We start from the raw sequence: 17,549 nt of genomic DNA on the forward strand, positions 1-17,549 counted from the left end.
TGATACAGGCTGACAAGAGCCTAACAGTTCTTTGACAAGTGAATAAAGCAGTCAGATACGTTTGTGCTTGCAGTGAGCCATCAGAGGTTGTACGCCGTGACTTTTCCAATCGGGAGATAGCGATTCATGCAATGATCTGGGAGCGACCGTTGGAAAAGTCGTTCTGCCATGACCTGCAACACAGGATAATGATACACCCGTATGACACGGTTCAGCCCACAGGAATGGGAATGGTTGAGATACCAGCGGAGCTTGCCGAAGCCGTCTGATTGCTTGTAAAAAGCACATGGTAAAGGAGAGTGATACTTTTACTGGTGTGTAGAAAATGACGATAATACAGGTCGGTAAAAGGAGGGCTGACAGATGAACAAAACAAAAGAAAGACCAATCTCACAGCCGATAACGGTAAATATAGATAAATTGTCTGCAATGTTATCTTGTGGTCATGCTACTGCAAGAAAGATTGGAGAACAGGCAGGAGCAAAAATTATAATTGGACGCAGGGTTCTTTATTCGGTAGAAAAAGTCAAAAATTACCTCTCATATCTGGAAGAATAGCACCCTTTTTCATTTATGTTTCTTGTGATATATGGTATAATATTTATAGACATAACCACGTCATGAGAACAAAAAGGAGGCTATTACAGAAAGGAATGTTTCTCATGGCAAATAGCAGAAAAGACCATAAAGGAAGAAAATTAAGAGAGGGCGAAAGCTGGCGTAAAGATGGTAGATACAGTTACCGTTATACAGATATAAGAAGCGGAAAACGTCTGACAGTATATGCAAAGGATTTACCGGAATTAAGGGAAAAGGAAAAGCAGATTGCAAAAGACTTGGAAGATAACATTTTAACTGATGGAGCAATCAAAAAACTTACTCTTAATAAATTGTTTGAAAGATATATGTCTACTAGGGAGCTGAAAGAATCTACTAGAGCAAATTATCTGAAAACATGGGAGAATCGTGTCAAAGATGAAATTGGAAACATCAAGGTTGTTCAGATTTTACCATCACACATCAAATCATTTTACTCAAAACTTTCTAAAGCAGGATATGCATATTCTACAATAAAATTTATTGACAATATGATTTGTCCGGCACTGGAAATGGCTGTTGATGATGATATTATCCGCAAGAATCCGGCAAAGTTTTCTATCAGTGATTATGGTAGACAGGCAGAAGAACGTATTGCCTTAACAGTTTTACAACAGGAAAAAATGCTGGAATTTGTGAAAAATAATCAAGTATACAACACCTACTATCCAATGCTCAGAATCATGTTAGGAACTGGTGTAAGGTGCGGAGAACTGATTGGATTGACTTGGGAAGATGTAGATGTCAGAACAAAAGCGGTAAGTATTGACCATCAGTTGATTTATAAAGATTTAGGAGATGGCTATAAATTCCATATTTCCACGCCAAAGACGGATTCTGGAATCCGAACTATCCCTATGACATCAGATGTACAAAGAGCATTTGAAGAACAAAAGAAATTAAACTTTATGCTTCAAAAAGGAAAAGATGTTGAGATAGACGGTTATAAAGGATTCATTTTCATGGCAAAGTCCGGCAGACCGCTCATGCCTAGTGCAATAAACAATATCTTATATAATATTGTAGACGCATATAACAAAAAAGAAGTTCAAATTGCAAAAACTGAACATAGAAATGCTGAATTGTTACCAAAGGTATCTGCTCACATTATGCGACATACGGCTTGTACCAGAATGGCAGAAAAGAGAATAGACGTAAAAGTTCTTCAATATATTATGGGACACGCCCACATAGATGTAACAATGGACATATATAACCATGTAAGTGAGATGTCCAGAATTGAGAGTGAAATCACAAGGCTGGAAAACGTAGCAATTAGCTGACACCAAAAATAAAAAATTGGTGTCAAAATGGTGTCAAACCAAGAAAAAGTGATGATTATAAGGAAGAAAAAGGGTTGCAAATCTCGTAAAATCAAGGTTTGCAAAAAAAATCTCAAAAAATTAGCACTCACCTCTTGACAGTGCTAATAACAAGTGTTATATTACAACTAGAACAAAGGAAGGGGAACAAAAAGAGATGATAAAGATTCCACCGACCGGTGTTTGAGATGACAACAACACTTCAGAGTAAATCCGAATGTGCTAAATAAATTAATAAATGTCTTTTGAAAGGAGATATGACTTATGTTAATGCCTAGTATTTTTGGAGAGAACTTATTGGATGATTTCTTTGGAGAACCATTTGGAGGATATGATTACAGTGAATCCGGACTTATGACAACGGATGTAAAAGATACCGATAAAGGCTATGAAGTAACGATGAACATGCCTGGAGTTAAAAAAGAAGATGTAAAAGCAGAACTGAAAGATGGTTATCTGACAGTCAGTGCTGAGACGAACACGAAGAAAGATGAAAAAGCTGAAGATGGCAAGTACATCCGCCGTGAACGTTACAGTGGATCCTGCAGCAGAAGCTTTTATGTAGGCGACGGTGTCAAACAGGAAGACATCAAAGCCAAATTTGAAGACGGTACATTGAAACTGTTCGTACCGAAAGAAGCAGCAAAACCTGCTGTAGAACAGAAGAAATACATTTCCATTGAGGGATAATCAGAATGCGGATTGTAAGCGTCCGGTTACAAGGCTGCCAGATGAGGCAGCCGCTTAAAAAGAAAGTTAGCTAAATTCAGATAGATTTATAAGGAGGAACGACTTATGTTAATGCCTAGTATTTTTAATGATAACTTATTTGATGATTTCTTTGATTTTCCATTTTATGATGATAAAGCAGATCGTAAGATCCAGAGAAAACTGTATGGACATCATGCAGGCAATCTGATGAAGACAGATATCAAAGAGAAAAAAGATGGTTATGAACTGGAGATTGATCTTCCGGGATTCAAGAAAGATGAAGTTACAGCAGAACTGAATGACGGATATCTGACAGTCAGCGCTGCCAAAGGACTGGATCAGGATGAGCAGGAGAAAGAAACTGGTAAGTACATCCGTCGTGAACGTTACGCAGGAGCCTGCCAGAGAAGTTATTATGTAGGTGAAGATATCACGGAAGAAGATATCAAGGCTGAGTTTAAGCATGGTATCCTGAAACTCTTTGTCCCGAAGAAAGAAGTAAAACCGGCAGTAGAAGAGAAGAAATATATCAGTATCGAAGGATAATGACAATACGTTAAAAACTTTCAAATATACCATATGATGAGGGCAGCATACAGGAGCAAAATCTTGTATGCTGCCCTTTTTGCCATCTATATAAATGGAAATTTGAGAAAGTCTGGATAGTATAATGAAAAAGTTGACCATATATAGAAAAAGGTAAAACAAGTATTTAATCTGTATTTTGAGATGTGGAAAAAGGGGGAAATATCCATCAGAAAAAGAAGAGACTGATCTGGTAGAAGAAAACAGAGTTGTCAGTGAAGTGCAGAAAGGGTATTTTTTCGGAGAGAAACTGTACCGGCCGGCAAAAGTTGTGGTTTCAAAAGAGCCTGTCTCAAGAGAGATCTGTGAGGACGAGGGATGGGATAGTTATGATGGGGAGACGATTGGCGGTAGGTGATATGCAGCGTTGATTTAGGGATCAATACGGATGCAGTCTGCAGCATCATGTGTGCAGATGGCACTATCCTGGGACGAAAACTTATAAATTTTCCCAGTGATAAAGACCATTTGTATCATGTGCTTGGTAGAATCCGCCGTTTTCAGAGAGAACATTCCTCCAGACAGGTCCAAAGCCGATGGGATTATGCAAAAAGGCTGAATATGGAACTGTCCCACAAAATAGCTACGGAGATCACGAAGTATGCCGTAGAATATCAGGCAGATGTAATTGTGTTTGAATATCTGGAAATGCAGAGAAAAAAATCCGGAAAAAGAAACAAAAGCTCCACTTATGGAGAAAGCGGGATAAACACAGGCAGATACACAGCGGACTACCTGTAATGTGGAAACCAGCCGTATCCGGTGTGGAAAAAGTGCGTATCCGCACGAATTCTAAGTTACTGGCGTATCCGCCGATATTTAGTCTTGCCGTTTAAAACGGCCGAGAAGCACGTGACTTTAGTCATGTGAGGTTCACGAGCTAAGAGTTAAAAGAAATTCTGTATATAGATGATGATATTATTCAAAATCCGTTGACATAGCAAAAAATAAATATTATAATTTAAATAAAATTCGGCAATATAAAAATATGCCAAATTTTATTTAAATAATTATCACGAATTTGGATATACTGGGATTGAGGTGAGATAAAGTGATGAAGACTGCACAGATTTCTAATGACCAGATGTTTTTTTCAATTCAAGAGTTGAAAGACAAGGGCTTTTCACACTACAAGATTAATCAGATGGTTAATCAGGGAATTCTGATAAAATTGAATAAAAAATTTTATGAAAACACAAATTTTGAAGGAGAAGAATCAGATTTCTATTATGCTTATGCATTTGTACCAGATGGAGTAGTCTGTTTGATGAGTGCTGCCGTGTATTATAATTTGTCTACTTATCGCCCAGATGCCATAGATGTAGCAATTCAAAGAAAGGCAAAAGTTTCAACGCTTCCCGATTGGCCGGAACTAAATATATGTTATTTCACGAATGAACGACATGATGTTGGTATTGAGACAATAGCGGATGGAAACAACAGATTTCGTATTTATGATATTGAGAAAACGGTAGTAGATATTGTTTATTACAAGGAAAAAATCGGGATTGAGGAAACAAAAGAAGTTCTTGTAAATTATTTGAAACGGAGTGACCGTAATCTAAATCGTCTAATCAGATATGCGGAGATGCTTAAATGTGGGGATACAATGAAAACATACCTGGAGGTGCTGGTATGACAAATGCAACATCTGTGAAAGATAGATTAAAGAAGCAGGCAATAGAAAATGGAAAGACTGTGCAGGATAAGCTAGTTACATTTGGTCTGGAAAGAACAATATATCGGTTATCTATCTCAGAATATGCAGAGAGATTTACCTTAAAAGGCGGCATTTTCCTGTACGCATTATTTGAGGGAGAGTATGCACGTGCCACAATGGATATTGATCTTTTGGCACAGCGGATTCAAAATGATGCAGATGAAATGAAGAAAATCTTCCATGAAATTTTTTCTATAGAATGTGATGATGCACTTCGGTTTGATTTGAATACATTGAAAGTTATTAATATAACTGAGTTTAAAGAATATCATGGTGTACATGTTTCTATTATGGGTTACTTGGATAGAACCAGGATTCCGGTATCAATAGATATTGGTTTTGGTGATGTGGTATATCCTGAAAGAATGAAGATGGAGTTTCCTGTATTATTAGATATGGAAGTCCCTGAAATATATGCATATTCTATATATTCTGTAATAGCAGAAAAATTTGAGGCTTTTGTTTCACTTGGATTTGCTAATGGAAGGTACAAAGATTTCTATGATATTTATGTTTTAGCAGAAAGATATGATCTTAATGGTATGGAATTAAAAAAAGCAATCATAGAAACATTTACCCATCGAGGAACTGAGTTTGATGATATTGTAGCTTTTGAGGACGGTTTTACAGATGATGAGATAAGACAGGGAAGATGGAGAGCTTTTATCAAGAAGAAAAAAGCAATGCTAAACGTTGAGTTTGAAGAAACCATGCAACTGCTAAAAGATTTGTTACTCCCAATCGTGAAATCAATTCGTAATGAAAATTCTTTTGAGCAGACATGGAATAAAGAAACAAAAAGTTGGATGTAAATACATAAAATTACTGGATAGGAGCAGACCAATCTGCTCCTTTTATAATCCATATTTTTTCAACCGAATATACAGAAGTCCGGTCACATCAGCTAGTACACATCTCACAATCAGAGTATCTGCGATATTGTAAAACTGTGAGAAAGATTTTCATTTACCAGATTCCAAGCACATGCTGCATGGAAAGACTGGCAATCGTGATACCGATCCAACAGCAGAAACCAAGTGCGAGTGGTTTACCGCCGGTTTTGATCAGCTTGATGATATTCGTATTCAGACCGACTGCACTCATGGCGAGGACGATGAAGAACTTGCTGAGTGTTTTCAGCGGAGTAAATACATCTGCAGATACGCCGGCTGAAGTTGCGATCGTTGTGATCACGGAAGCGAGAACAAAGTAGAGGATGAACATCGGGAAAATCTTTTTAAATTCCACTTTCTTTCCTTCGGCTTTGGAGCTGCGTGTCCGGATAAATGCGAGAACCAGTGTGATCGGGATGATCGCGAGCGTTCGGGTAAGTTTGACCGTAACTGCTTTATCCAGTGTGGCAGAACCGAGGGCGTAGAGCGAATCCCAGGTGGAAGCCGCTGCAGTTACGGAAGAGGTATCGTTGATCGCAGTTCCGGCAAAGATACCGAAGGCTTCCCCGCTTTTGGTTGAAAATCCAAGCAGTGCACCAAGTGAAGGGAAGAACAGTGCGGCGAGCATGTTGAAAAAGAAGATAACAGAGATTGCCTGTGCAACTTCTTCATCATCCGCATCAATGACCGGTGCTGTTGCGGCAATTGCAGAGCCTCCACAGATGGAAGATCCGACACCGACCAGTGTGGAAATATTTCCCGGTACATGCATAACTTTATGTAACAGATATGCAATGATCAGGGACGTTGAAATCGTCGTTACGATAATTGGCAGTGACTGTTTTCCGGTCTCCAGAATCACGGAGAGATTCAGTCCGAAACCGAGAAGGATTACAGCGTACTGAAGAACCTTCTTTGACACAAAAGTAATACCGTCCTGAAACATGGATTTGTCTTTTAATAATAAAGTGATGATCATTCCGGCAAGGATACCGAATACCGGTCCGCCGATGATTGGAAATGTCTGTCCGAGGAACCAGCATGGAACGGCGATGACCAGACAAAGTAAGATGCCTTTCCAGCTTTTTGTTATAAAATTCATAGAAATACCCCTTTCAAGTGAAATAAATAAGTTACTCTCATAACAATCTGTCCTATCATAGCATAAAAACAGCAGAATAAAAAGATGAAGGAAGGAAAATTCCCAAAGTAATTTGAGAATAAGGTGGAAATAACGAAAGATTCCCGATATAATAACAATATATGATTTTGGGGATAAGGAGGTAAAGTGTGATAAAACGGGGAATCCGGACATTGCACAAAAGAAAGTGATGCATACACTGAAAAAATTTGTAAAATATTATGCGCCGTACAGGACAGTATTCTTTCTGGATCTGATCTGTGCGGCGATCATCAGTCTGGTGGATCTTGCATTTCCACAGATTTTAAGAACACTGACAAAGACTTTATTTACAGAGGATCCATCACAGATCCTTGGAGCACTTCTGCCGATCGGACTGGCTTTGTTTGTGATGTATATCATACAGACATTTTGTAAATATTATGTCAGTTATCAGGGTCATATGATGGGGGCACATATGGAACGGGATATGCGCCAGAAGTTATTTGATCATTATGAGAGACTTTCTTTTTCTTATTATGACCAGAATAATTCCGGACAGATGATGAGTAAGCTGGTATCGGATCTGTTTGATATTTCCGAGTTTGCACACCATGGACCGGAGAATTTATTTATATCCGTAATTAAAATCGTTGGTTCGTTTACATTTTTGTTTCTTATTAACTGGAGACTGGCGATTCCGCTGCTTGTGATGGTTGTATTTATGCTGATCTTTTCTTATAAGCAGAACCGTCAGATGCAGGAGACTTTTATGGACAACCGGAGAAAGATCGGGGATGTCAATTCCAGTCTGCAGGATACGCTTGCGGGAATCCGTGTGGTGCAGTCTTTTGCAAATGAAAAGATTGAACGGGAGAAATTCGAGAAAAGCAATGAAGGATTTCTGGTATCCAAGGATGCAAACTATCATTGTATGGGAAGCTTTATGAGCGGCAATCTTTTCTTCCAGGGAATGATGTATCTGATCACATTAGTGTTCGGCGGATGGCTGATCGCACATGGGAAAATGGAAGCTGCCGATCTTGCCATGTATGCGCTTTACATCGGAATTTTTATCAGCCCGATCCAGATTCTTGTGGAGCTTACCGAGATGATGCAGAAAGGTCTTTCCGGTTTCCGGCGCTTTCTGGATGTTGTGGAGACGGAGCCGGAGATTGTAAATGCACCGGATGCGGAGCCACTTGAAAATGTAAAGGGTGAAGTGGAATATAAAAATGTTTCTTTCCATTACAGCGATGATGATACGCCGGTACTGGATCGGGTATCTTTTAAGATCCCGGCTGGCAGATCCATTGCCCTTGTGGGACCGTCGGGAAGTGGAAAGACGACGATCTGTTCCCTGCTTCCAAGATTTTATGATGTGACCGGAGGTGTGATCACGATCGACGGGCAGGATGTAAGAAAGCTGACACTGGAAAGTCTGAGAAGCCAGATCGGACTGGTACAGCAGGATGTCTATCTGTTCTGTGGATCGATCAGGGAAAATATTGCTTATGGAAAACCGGGGGCATCGATGGAAGAAATTATCGATGCGGCGAAGAAGGCAAATATCCATGAATTTATCATGTCCCTGCCGGATGGATATGACAGCTTTGTAGGAGAACGAGGAACCCGTCTGTCGGGTGGACAGAAGCAGAGGATTTCGATTGCAAGAGTATTTCTTAAGAATCCGCCGATATTGATTTTGGACGAGGCGACCAGTGCGCTTGACAATGAGAGTGAGCGCTGGATCCAGCAGAGCCTGGAAGAGCTTGCGAAGAACCGGACCACGATCACGATCGCACACCGGCTTTCTACGATCCGCAATGCGGATGAGATTCTTGTGGTTGCAAATAATGGAATCGCTGAACGGGGAAATCATGATGAATTGCTTGAGCAGGGTGGAATTTATGCGCATTATTATGAGATGTCATGATGTTGGTGTCAAAAGGTATTTTGACACCTTTGATACAAGATTGCTACGTGCTTTGCACTCTCGCAATCCTCAAAAACATGAGTAAGTGAGGAAATCAAAATAAGTAAACAAAAAAGCTTCTTTTCAGAAAAACAGGAGGGCCGTTTCTGAAAAAGAAGCTTTTTATATCGTAAAATTGTAAGCAGTGTGTGCTGGTCTATATTTGCAAAACATTACACAGCTTAATCACACATATGGCAGGCTGCGCATGCAGACGGTGTCGTTGCGCATCCGCCGAGAGCTGTCTCCCGAAGCTCTGCCGGAAGACGCTTTCCTACAGTGTACACCGCTTCCAGCATTTCATCGAATGGAATCAGCTGGCGTACTCCGGAAAGGGCGATCTCTGCAGCGATCGTTGCATTTGCCACACCGGCAGCATTACGGTTCTGGCAAGGATATTCGACCAGCCCGCCGACCGGATCGCAGACCAGACCGAGCATATTCATAAGAACAGTGGATGCTGCGGCAAGGGATTGTTCCGGGGATCCGCCCATCAGTTCAACGGTTGCAGATGCCGCCATTGCAGATGCGATTCCGACTTCTGCCTGACATCCACCGACTGCTCCGGCGACAGTTGCATTGCGCATAGCAAGATAACCGATTGCGCTGGCATTATAAAGTCCCTGCTTGATCTGTTCATCGGAAAGATCATAGGTTTCCTGGAGGGCAAGCAGAAGTCCCGGAACGATACCGGCAGATCCGGCAGTCGGGGAAGCTACGATCACACCCATGGAAGCATTGGTTTCCAGAGTTGCCATCGCGTAAATGACAGCTCTTTCCAGAAGATCTCCGCAAAGACCTTTTCCGGTATCTTTGTGATCTGAGATTTTTTTTGCTTCGCCACCGATCAGTCCGCCCATGGATTTGACCGGGGTATGGATCGGAGTAGAAGCGGCTGATTTCATGATCTCAAGAACACGGTCCATTTTGCGGTCTGTCTCTTCCGGATCCTGTTCTCCCTCTGTGAGCTCTCTCTGAAGCATCACAGCAGAAATTGAAAGGCCTTGTTCCTGACAGACTTTTAATAATTCTTTTGCATTTCTAAAATCCATAATCTGTATTCTCCTTCCAATTACATCTGAACAACCATAACGTTGTATACATTTTTGTTTCTTCTGATTGTATCTGCGATATCTTCCGGTACCAGATCATCGGATTCTACGATGGTATAAGCGGTATTTCCTTTGGATTCGCGGAACAGACGCATGAATGCGATATTGATTCCAAGCTCACTGAGGCATTTGGTAATGTAAGCAACAACGCCCGGTGCATCTTTCTGGACGACGACGATCGAGCTGTATTCTCCGGTAAAATCAACCTCCACACCATTGATCCGGCACAGGCGGGCTTTTCCGCCACCGAGAGATTCTCCGCGGATCGTCATCTCCTGCCCTTCTTCATTTACCATCAGGATATCGACGGTATTCGGGTGTACGTCGGTTTCTACGTTGTTCGGAATGAAAGAATATTCGATTCCGTTGTCTGTCGCGATCTGGAAGGAATCGCGGATGCGCACGTCATCGGTGGCAAATCCCATAATACCGCCGAGAAGAGCACGGTCCGTACCATGGCCGTGATAGGTTTTGGCAAAAGATCCATAAAGGGTAAATTCTACTTTTTTAAGAGAACCGGTGAGAAGCTTTCTTGCAAGCAGAGCGATTCTGGCAGCTCCAGCAGTATGGGAGCTGGATGGTCCGATCATATTCGGTCCCATGACATCAAAAACACTGATAAAGGACATAGTAAACCTCCTGTAAAATAATTGTTTCACGTACGTAAAAAGGATTGACGTCTTATTAGTTATATTGTACCATCAACTTATGAGTGAAACAAATTCATAGATTTTATGAAGATGTTGAAAAATTTTCATAATGGAGTTAGAAGATGGAATTACGTCAATTACAGACTTTTATACAGATCGCGCAGATGCAGAGCTTTTCCAGAACGGCAGAGATGCTGGGGTATTCGCAGTCGGCAGTGACGGTTCAGATCCGCCAGCTGGAAAACGAACTTGGGAAAAGGCTGTTCGACAGGACAGGAAAGAAAGTGGTGCTTACCCCGCAGGGGGAAGAATTTCTGGAGCATGCCAACCGGATCCTTTATGATGTTCATCAGGCGAAAGCATCCATGAATGATACGGATGAATTGAAAAACCCACTTCACATTGGGACGATCGAGTCTCTGTGTACGGTGAAATTTCCAAAGATCATAAGGAAATTCAGGGAACAGTATCCCAGGGTTTCTATCCGGATCACGGTAGATTCTCCGGAAAAGCTGATCCAGATGATGGAACATAATGAACTGGATATGATCTATATTCTGGATACACCAAGATGGGACAGCAACTGGATTAAGGTGATGGAGAAGGCAGAACCAGTTATGTTTGTGACATCAGTCAGTCACCGGCTGGCAAAAGAAAGAAATTTATTGCTTGATGATCTGCTGAAAGAGTCTTTTTATCTTACAGAGCGCAATGCCAATTACAGGCAGGCACTTGATGGTCAGCTGGCGTTAAGAAGAAAAGAGCTTTCTCCGATGCTGGAGATCAGTGATACTGCATTTATCAAAAAAATGCTGATGCGTGGGGGAGGCGTTTCATTCCTGCCACGTTTTGCAGTAGAAGATGATATTGAGAAAAAGAAACTCACACTTTTGGATGTGAAAGATATAGAAATTACGATGTATCGTCAGATTTTCTATCATAAAAATAAGTTCAAGACAAAAGAGATGGAGAAATTTGCAGAGTTTGCACTGGAGGACAACTAAGAGAAAATACGGCTATGGATAAGAAAAATACTGATTTTGGCTTGGATGTAGTACGAAAATTTATCTGAAGAGCATGTAGAGCATAATATTTTCTACGTCATCTTGCGAAGTCCCAAAAAAGGATTTATACTAAAAATTAGCAGAAAATCATAAGAAGAAAGAAGGAAATAAAAGATGGAAAATTTCACATTTTATGCACCGACTTATTTTGCTTTTGGTAAGGACACTGAAAATGATACCGGAAAGTATGTAAAACGTTTTGGCGGAAGCCGTGTACTGCTCCATTATGGCGGAGGTTCTGTCATTCGTTCCGGACTTTTGGAGCGTGTTAAGAAATCTCTGGACGGGGAAGGAATTTCTTATGTAGAATTAGGAGGCGTAAAGCCAAATCCGAGAAGTGGTCTTGTATATGAAGGAATTGATCTGTGCCGGAAAGAAAAAGTAGACTTTGTACTGGCAGTCGGAGGTGGAAGTACCATTGATTCCGCAAAGGCGATTGCGGCAGGTGCAGTATACGATGGAGATTTTTGGGATTATTATGAAGGAAAGCTTGTCGAAGAAGCACTTCCGATCGGAACAGTTATTACGATTTCAGCTGCAGGAAGTGAAGGATCACCGGACTCTGTTATTACAAAAGAAGAAGGAATGTTCAAAAGAGGGGCAACCGGAGAAGCATTCCGTCCGAAATTCACGATCATGAACCCGGCACTTACACAGACACTTCCGGCATATCAGACAGCTTGTGGAATTACGGATATTATGGCACATCTGTATGAGCGTTATCTGACCAATACCGAAGAAGTAGAGGTGACAGACCGTATGATCGAAGGACTTCTTCTGACGATGATCCATGAAGGACCGAGAGTCATTGCAGATCCGGATAATTATCAGGCAAGAGCAAATATCATGTGGGCAGGTATGATGGCGCACAACAATTCCTGCGGAGTAGGACGTACACAGGACTGGACAAGCCATAACATCGAGCACGAATTATCTGCATTATATGACTGCGCGCATGGTGCAGGACTTGCGGTTGTTATGCCGGCTGTATTTACTTATACTCTGGAACACAATGTGATGCGTTTTGCACAGGCTGCAGTCCGTGTCTGGGGCTGTCAGATGGATTTTACAGATCCAAAGAGAACGGCACTGGAAGGAATTGAGGCACTTCGAAACTTTTTAATTTCGATTGGAATGCCAAAGAATTTTGCAGAGCTTGGAGCCAAAGAAGAAGATATTGAAAAGCTGGCACATACCTGCTGTTATGGAGATGCAAATACTGGTACAGTGGAAGGATTTGCAACTCTCGATCAGAAAGATGTGGAAAATATTTATAAACTGATGGTATTTTAGAAAAAGAAATATCGTAAAACAGGAAATTTGGAAGAGGGAGTGCGTGACTTAAACTCAAGTCATACACTCCCTCTTTTTGAAACGTCTATTTTCCAACAGACTATGCATTTTCATAAATCGGTTCGAAATCATCTGCGCCGTGTCCACAGAGCGGGCAGGTGAATTCTTCCGGAAGATTGCTTCCTTCGTATACATAATTGCAGATCTTACAGCGCCATCCGATAATCTTCTTATCCTCTTTTTTCTGTTCTGGTTTTGGCTTTACATGTGCCTGATAATATGCGTAAGTCAGAGGAGGATTGTCACTTAAAAGTTTCGCATCGGTTACTTCAGCAATAAAAAGAGTATGTGTTCCAAGATCCTGACTGAAAACGACTTTTGCGCTGAGAACAGAACATGTCTGCCATCCGAGGTAAGGAACTGCATTTTCATCTGCAGGTGCAGTGATATTTGCGAATTTATCAACATCTCTGCCGGACTGGAAACCGAAATGCCGGATCGTTTCAAAAGAGCAGGTCTGGTCAAGCAGGCTTAACGTAAAAATGCCGCTCTCTTTGATCAGATCACAGGTATAGTTGCTATTCAGCACAGAGATTGCGATCCGTACCGGATTATTCGCAACCTGGATGCAGGTGTTGGTAATACATCCGTTTACTACATTCCCAGAGCGTGTTGCAAGCATAAATACTCCATAAGATAAATTGTAAAGTGCTTTTTTATCCATATAACATTCCTCCTGACTTTCAAAACTTGATAATAAGAATCATTACTATAATTAAAGAATACATGATAAAAGAAAAATTGTCAATTATAAAATCAAGATTTCCGGAAAATCAGAATCACAAAAAATGTGATGATTTCTGATCCTAAGAAGGAAAGCCAGATTCCATTCAGCCCCAGAATCTGTGAGAACAGAATCGCACAGAAAGCAATTGCGATAATGCCGCGCATAACAGAACCAAGGACGGCGGGACGTGCCCGGTCGATTGCGGAAAAATAGGCAACCAGCACAATATTGATACCGGCGACTAAAAAGCCCAGGAAATAAAGCCTAAGACCAGTATGGGCGTAAGCAAGCAGCTGGAGATTATGTTCGCTGTTAAAGATACTGATAAAGGTATCCGTAAATCCGTAGATCAGTACAACGATCACAAGCTCGATCAGAAGTGCTGCAGCAAGAGACCAGTTGAGAAATTTACGGACTAGATCATGTTCACCCTTTCCATAACTCTGGCTGATCAGCGGCTGTGCACCCTGGGCAAGTCCGTTTAGGATCGCCATTGCGACCAGTGAAATATTTGCAACTACGCCGTAGGCTGCGATCCCGATATTTCCCGCAATGCGCAGAATCAGCATGTTAAATATAATCGTAATGACAGCGGAAGAAATTTCAGCAAAAAATGCAGAAACACCAAGCTGGCAGCATCCGGTGATCCGGCGAAGAGAGGGCTTGCGCCAGTGAAACTCTACATGGTTATTCTTTCCAAGATAATGTGTCGAACATACCAGCATCGTCACAACCGGTGAAAGAGCGGTTGCAAGTGCAGCCCCCAGAAATCCAAGATTCAAAGGGAACATGAAAATATAGTCAAATAAAATATTAAAGAAGCTTCCGGAAATGGAACCGATCATGGCGATAGAGGTCGCATGGTCATTCCTCGCAAATGCCGTGAAGGTATAGTTTGACATAAAAAACGGGGTAAAGAGCAGGACGATACGCATATAATTACGTCCAAGCCGGATGAGCCCGGCATCTGCCCCTAAAAGTGCAAGTGCTTTATGCGGAATGAAGATTCCGGTGAGCATAAAAGGAATGCTGCATATGAGACACCAGAAGATGGACTGGGTAAAATAGTAGTCCGAAGGTGAACCTTTGGCTGTGCTGATATTGTATCGTGTGGCGGAGCCGATTCCGATCATCGAACCGATTGCGAAGACCAGACCGAACACCGGCAGGATCAGATTCAGGGCAGCAAGTCCATCTGCACCGCATTTGTAAGAGATAAAAAAGGTATCTGCCAGAATGTAGACGGAGACACCGATCATTCCGGAAATACTCTGGGAAATGTATTTTAAAAATTTATGAAACATGTTTTTGAATTCCTCGTCTTTCTTAAAGCCAGATTAAATGAAATAACCATCTGTACCAGCCTGGTAATAAGCGGACTCTGATATCTCCATACAAGAATAGCATAAACATACTGGTTTGTCGAAAAAATAATCTTGCAATTACTTCGTTAACGTGTTATAGTAAGCCTTGTAAAACTAAATAATGCTTCAGGGCGGGGCGAAATTCCCCACCGGCGGTAAAGTCCGCGAGCCGTAAGGCATGAACTGGTGAGATTCCAGTGCCGACAGTAAAGTCTGGATGGAAGAAGTTGAATCGTTGCTGATAGAAAGATTCTCTATCATATCTACAGGAATAAAGAAAGTAAAACGCTCTGGAACGTGAATCGTTTCAGAGCGTTTTTTCTATACCGGGAAATAAAGTTTTCAGGATAGAAGGTCTCCTGCAGATACGGCAGGATCTACAGAAATACAACCAATAAAAGAAAACCCTGACAGGAAAAAGCTGTCAGGGTTTTCGTATTTCACAGGAACTTCCGGTTAAGTGGAAAAAACATTTTCACAGGAAAATTATCCGACAGATCTAAACCGTTCAGTAAAGTACATTTACCGGAGAACGTTTCCGGGAGAGATGAGAAAGGAGAAAAAATGACAGATGAATTTTACATGCGCCGTGCAATTGAACTGGCAAAAAAAGGACGTGGATGGACAAATCCAAACCCGATGGTTGGTGCCGTGATCGTAAAGGACGGAAGCATTATCGGGGAAGGATATCACGAAAAATGTGGTGAGCTTCATGCAGAACGGAACGCAATCGCATCCCTGACAGAAAGCGCCGAGGGAGCAACAATTTATGTGACGCTGGAGCCGTGCTGTCATTATGGGAAGACACCCCCATGTACGGAAGCGATTCTGGAACAGAAGATTGCACGGGTTGTGATCGGATCGAGAGATCCGAATCCGAAAGTGTCCGGCAAAGGAGCAAAGATTTTGCGCGAGGCAGGCGTCCAGGTGGAAGAGGATTTCCTGCGCGAAGAATGTGATGCGTTAAATCCGGTCTTTTTCCACTATATCACAACAGGGCTGCCCTATGTGGTGATGAAATACGCAATGACGGCAGACGGAAAGATTGCGACAAAAACAGGAGCATCAAAATGGATATCCGGTGAGGAAGCAAGAAGTCTGGTACATGAGATGCGCCATGACTATATGGCGATCATGGCAGGAATCGGAACGGTTCTGGCAGATGATCCGATGCTGAATGTGCGTCTGGAGGGAAAGAAAAGTCCGGTCAGAATTATCTGTGACAGTATGCTCAGGATCCCACTGGACAGTCAGATCTGCCAGACAGCAGGGAGATACCGGACGATCGTTGCATATGCCGGTGAAAAGGGGAATGCGATTTCTTTAGAAGAGAAAAAACGCAGTCTGGAAAAGCTTGGAGTCGTGCTTCTCAGAATTCCTTCGGAAAAGGGGGAGATCAATCTGCAGCTTCTGATGAGAAAACTTGGAGAGATGGGGATTGACAGTGTACTTATTGAAGGCGGTGGAACTTTAAATGAGGATGCCCTGCAATCCGGTATCGTAAATGAGGTGAAAGCCTTTATCGCACCGAAAATTTTTGGCGGAAGAGGCGGAAAGACTCCGGTGGAAGGCTTTGGAGTTGAGAAAACAGACGATGCCATAAAGCTACAGCTTATGAGAATCTCGCAGGTTGGAGAAGATATTCTGGCAGAGTATAAGGTTTTGGAGGAAATGTAAATGTTTACAGGAATTGTAGAAGAAACCGGATCCATCCGGTCACTCCGGCTTTCTGGATCATCCGGGAAGATTGCGATCCGGGCAAAAAAAGTACTCGGTGGAACCAGGATCGGAGACAGTATTGCGGTAAATGGTGTCTGCCTGACGGTAGTTTCCCTGGAAAAGGATGGATTTACCGCAGATGTGATGGCGGAGACGGTGCGAAGAACCAACCTCGGTGACACAAAGATCGGTGAAAAAGTGAATCTGGAACGCGCGATGGCGGCAGATGGCAGATTCGGCGGACATATCGTTGCAGGGCATATTGATGGGACTGGAATGATTGAAGAACTCAGAAAGGAAGAAAATGCAGTATGGGTAAAAATCCGGACAATACCGGAGATTCTGGAACTGATCGTAGAAAAAGGTTCAATTTGTATCGATGGGATCAGTCTGACAGTGGCAGAAGTAAATGAAAAAAGCTTTCAGGTATCAGTCATTCCTCATACCGGAGAGGAAACCACGCTGCTGAAGAAAAAAGCTGGGGACAGAGTGAATCTGGAAAATGATATTGTAGGGAAGTATATTAAAAAGTTTCTTACACCATCGGAACCGGCTGGAAAATGTGGAGGACTTACCATGGAATTATTAGAGGAGTATGGAATTTGATGCGAAGAAATTCCGGGATTGAAATGGAGAG

The 17,549-nt window shown here is 42.0% G+C and carries 18 protein-coding genes and 1 riboswitch; of the genes, 13 read left to right on the forward strand and 5 right to left on the reverse strand.

Features of this window, described 5'->3' with window-relative positions; all coding sequences use genetic code 11:
- The first annotated feature begins 363 nt into the window (after positions 1 to 363).
- From PGW42_RS12620 to PGW42_RS12655, 8 genes are all read left to right on the forward strand, one after another.
- Entirely contained in the window at positions 364 to 558 is a 195-nt protein-coding gene (locus PGW42_RS12620) for a hypothetical protein (RefSeq protein ID WP_117961094.1), read from the forward strand.
- Between the two features lie 104 nt (positions 559 to 662).
- Entirely contained in the window at positions 663 to 1,880 is a 1,218-nt protein-coding gene (locus PGW42_RS12625; RefSeq protein ID WP_270203768.1) for a site-specific integrase, read from the forward strand.
- A gap of 303 nt (positions 1,881 to 2,183) precedes the next feature.
- Positions 2,184 to 2,609, forward strand: a complete 426-nt coding sequence (locus tag PGW42_RS12630; protein ID WP_008374340.1) for an Hsp20/alpha crystallin family protein — start codon at positions 2,184 to 2,186, stop codon at positions 2,607 to 2,609.
- Positions 2,610 to 2,714: 105 nt separating this feature from the next.
- Positions 2,715 to 3,176: an Hsp20/alpha crystallin family protein gene (locus tag PGW42_RS12635; protein ID WP_008374342.1), complete on the forward strand. Its 462-nt coding sequence runs from the start codon at positions 2,715 to 2,717 to the stop codon at positions 3,174 to 3,176.
- 178 nt (positions 3,177 to 3,354) lie between these two features.
- Positions 3,355 to 3,573, forward strand: a complete 219-nt coding sequence (grpE, locus tag PGW42_RS12640) for a nucleotide exchange factor GrpE (RefSeq protein ID WP_270203769.1) — start codon at positions 3,355 to 3,357, stop codon at positions 3,571 to 3,573.
- Positions 3,570 to 3,956 carry a hypothetical protein gene (locus tag PGW42_RS12645; RefSeq protein ID WP_270203770.1) on the forward strand — a complete coding sequence of 129 codons (387 nt, stop codon included), beginning with the start codon at positions 3,570 to 3,572 and terminating at the stop codon, positions 3,954 to 3,956. Before grpE ends, PGW42_RS12645 begins: the two co-directional genes overlap by 4 nt.
- 313 nt (positions 3,957 to 4,269) lie before the next feature.
- Positions 4,270 to 4,854, forward strand: a complete 585-nt coding sequence (locus PGW42_RS12650; RefSeq protein WP_270203771.1) for a type IV toxin-antitoxin system AbiEi family antitoxin domain-containing protein — start codon at positions 4,270 to 4,272, stop codon at positions 4,852 to 4,854.
- Positions 4,812 to 5,747, forward strand: coding sequence for a nucleotidyl transferase AbiEii/AbiGii toxin family protein (locus tag PGW42_RS12655; RefSeq protein ID WP_270203772.1), 936 nt, complete (start codon positions 4,812 to 4,814; stop codon positions 5,745 to 5,747). Before PGW42_RS12650 ends, PGW42_RS12655 begins: the two co-directional genes overlap by 43 nt.
- A gap of 154 nt (positions 5,748 to 5,901) precedes the next feature.
- Here the strand turns inward: PGW42_RS12655 and PGW42_RS12660 are convergent, their stop codons facing one another.
- Positions 5,902 to 6,930: a YeiH family protein gene (locus tag PGW42_RS12660; RefSeq protein WP_055249234.1), complete on the reverse strand. Its 1,029-nt coding sequence runs from the start codon at positions 6,928 to 6,930 to the stop codon at positions 5,902 to 5,904.
- Positions 6,931 to 7,159: 229 nt separating this feature from the next.
- Between PGW42_RS12660 and PGW42_RS12665 the strand changes: the two genes are divergently transcribed.
- Positions 7,160 to 8,884 (forward strand): ABC transporter ATP-binding protein, encoded by a 1,725-nt coding sequence (locus PGW42_RS12665; RefSeq protein WP_270203773.1) that lies wholly within the window; start codon positions 7,160 to 7,162, stop codon positions 8,882 to 8,884.
- A gap of 221 nt (positions 8,885 to 9,105) precedes the next feature.
- On the opposite strand, the gene sdaAA is transcribed toward PGW42_RS12665, so the two are convergent.
- The gene (gene sdaAA / locus PGW42_RS12670) at positions 9,106 to 9,975 is read right to left on the reverse strand and encodes an L-serine ammonia-lyase, iron-sulfur-dependent, subunit alpha (protein ID WP_008374349.1); all 870 of its coding nucleotides are present in this window, start codon (positions 9,973 to 9,975) and stop codon (positions 9,106 to 9,108) included.
- A 20-nt stretch (positions 9,976 to 9,995) separates the two neighbouring features.
- Positions 9,996 to 10,664: an L-serine ammonia-lyase, iron-sulfur-dependent subunit beta gene (sdaAB, locus tag PGW42_RS12675; RefSeq protein ID WP_008374350.1), complete on the reverse strand. Its 669-nt coding sequence runs from the start codon at positions 10,662 to 10,664 to the stop codon at positions 9,996 to 9,998.
- Positions 10,665 to 10,807: 143 nt separating this feature from the next.
- Here sdaAB and PGW42_RS12680 point away from each other — a divergent pair, with 143 nt between their 5' ends.
- Both PGW42_RS12680 and PGW42_RS12685 read left to right on the forward strand, forming a co-directional pair.
- Positions 10,808 to 11,689, forward strand: coding sequence for a LysR family transcriptional regulator (locus PGW42_RS12680; protein ID WP_118198530.1), 882 nt, complete (start codon positions 10,808 to 10,810; stop codon positions 11,687 to 11,689).
- 174 nt (positions 11,690 to 11,863) lie between these two features.
- Positions 11,864 to 13,042, forward strand: coding sequence for an iron-containing alcohol dehydrogenase (locus PGW42_RS12685; protein ID WP_270203774.1), 1,179 nt, complete (start codon positions 11,864 to 11,866; stop codon positions 13,040 to 13,042).
- 100 nt (positions 13,043 to 13,142) lie between these two features.
- Here PGW42_RS12685 and PGW42_RS12690 read toward each other — a convergent pair whose 3' ends face one another.
- Both PGW42_RS12690 and PGW42_RS12695 read right to left on the reverse strand, forming a co-directional pair.
- Entirely contained in the window at positions 13,143 to 13,766 is a 624-nt protein-coding gene (locus PGW42_RS12690) for a flavin reductase (protein WP_270203775.1), read from the reverse strand.
- Positions 13,767 to 13,858: 92 nt separating this feature from the next.
- Positions 13,859 to 15,133, reverse strand: coding sequence for an MATE family efflux transporter (locus PGW42_RS12695; RefSeq protein ID WP_270203776.1), 1,275 nt, complete (start codon positions 15,131 to 15,133; stop codon positions 13,859 to 13,861).
- Between the two features lie 178 nt (positions 15,134 to 15,311).
- Positions 15,312 to 15,426, forward strand: a riboswitch (FMN riboswitch).
- A gap of 331 nt (positions 15,427 to 15,757) precedes the next feature.
- On the opposite strand from PGW42_RS12695, the gene ribD reads away from it, so the two are divergent.
- A complete protein-coding gene (gene ribD / locus PGW42_RS12700) occupies positions 15,758 to 16,870 on the forward strand; it encodes a bifunctional diaminohydroxyphosphoribosylaminopyrimidine deaminase/5-amino-6-(5-phosphoribosylamino)uracil reductase RibD (RefSeq protein ID WP_270203777.1) in 1,113 nt (370 codons plus the stop codon).
- Positions 16,871 to 17,518: a riboflavin synthase gene (gene ribE / locus PGW42_RS12705; RefSeq protein WP_270203778.1), complete on the forward strand. Its 648-nt coding sequence runs from the start codon at positions 16,871 to 16,873 to the stop codon at positions 17,516 to 17,518.
- Positions 17,519 to 17,549: the final 31 nt, after the last annotated feature.

Source organism: Coprococcus sp. TM115-187 (genome assembly GCF_027679115.1).
In the GTDB taxonomy this organism is placed as follows: domain Bacteria; phylum Bacillota; class Clostridia; order Lachnospirales; family Lachnospiraceae; genus Allocoprococcus; species Allocoprococcus comes.

Coding starts and splice junctions, on each gene's coding strand:
- PGW42_RS12620 (WP_117961094.1), top strand. CDS start 364: ATGAACAAAACAAAAGAAAGACCAATCTCACAGCCGATAACGGTAAAT.
- PGW42_RS12625 (WP_270203768.1), top strand. CDS start 663: ATGGCAAATAGCAGAAAAGACCATAAAGGAAGAAAATTAAGAGAGGGC.
- PGW42_RS12630 (WP_008374340.1), top strand. CDS start 2,184: ATGTTAATGCCTAGTATTTTTGGAGAGAACTTATTGGATGATTTCTTT.
- PGW42_RS12635 (WP_008374342.1), top strand. CDS start 2,715: ATGTTAATGCCTAGTATTTTTAATGATAACTTATTTGATGATTTCTTT.
- PGW42_RS12650 (WP_270203771.1), top strand. CDS start 4,270: ATGAAGACTGCACAGATTTCTAATGACCAGATGTTTTTTTCAATTCAA.
- PGW42_RS12655 (WP_270203772.1), top strand. CDS start 4,812: ATGTGGGGATACAATGAAAACATACCTGGAGGTGCTGGTATGACAAAT.
- PGW42_RS12660 (WP_055249234.1), bottom strand. CDS start 6,930: ATGAATTTTATAACAAAAAGCTGGAAAGGCATCTTACTTTGTCTGGTC.
- PGW42_RS12665 (WP_270203773.1), top strand. CDS start 7,160: ATGCATACACTGAAAAAATTTGTAAAATATTATGCGCCGTACAGGACA.
- sdaAA (WP_008374349.1), bottom strand. CDS start 9,975: ATGGATTTTAGAAATGCAAAAGAATTATTAAAAGTCTGTCAGGAACAA.
- sdaAB (WP_008374350.1), bottom strand. CDS start 10,664: ATGTCCTTTATCAGTGTTTTTGATGTCATGGGACCGAATATGATCGGA.
- PGW42_RS12680 (WP_118198530.1), top strand. CDS start 10,808: ATGGAATTACGTCAATTACAGACTTTTATACAGATCGCGCAGATGCAG.
- PGW42_RS12685 (WP_270203774.1), top strand. CDS start 11,864: ATGGAAAATTTCACATTTTATGCACCGACTTATTTTGCTTTTGGTAAG.
- PGW42_RS12690 (WP_270203775.1), bottom strand. CDS start 13,766: ATGGATAAAAAAGCACTTTACAATTTATCTTATGGAGTATTTATGCTT.
- PGW42_RS12695 (WP_270203776.1), bottom strand. CDS start 15,133: ATGTTTCATAAATTTTTAAAATACATTTCCCAGAGTATTTCCGGAATG.
- ribD (WP_270203777.1), top strand. CDS start 15,758: ATGACAGATGAATTTTACATGCGCCGTGCAATTGAACTGGCAAAAAAA.
- ribE (WP_270203778.1), top strand. CDS start 16,871: ATGTTTACAGGAATTGTAGAAGAAACCGGATCCATCCGGTCACTCCGG.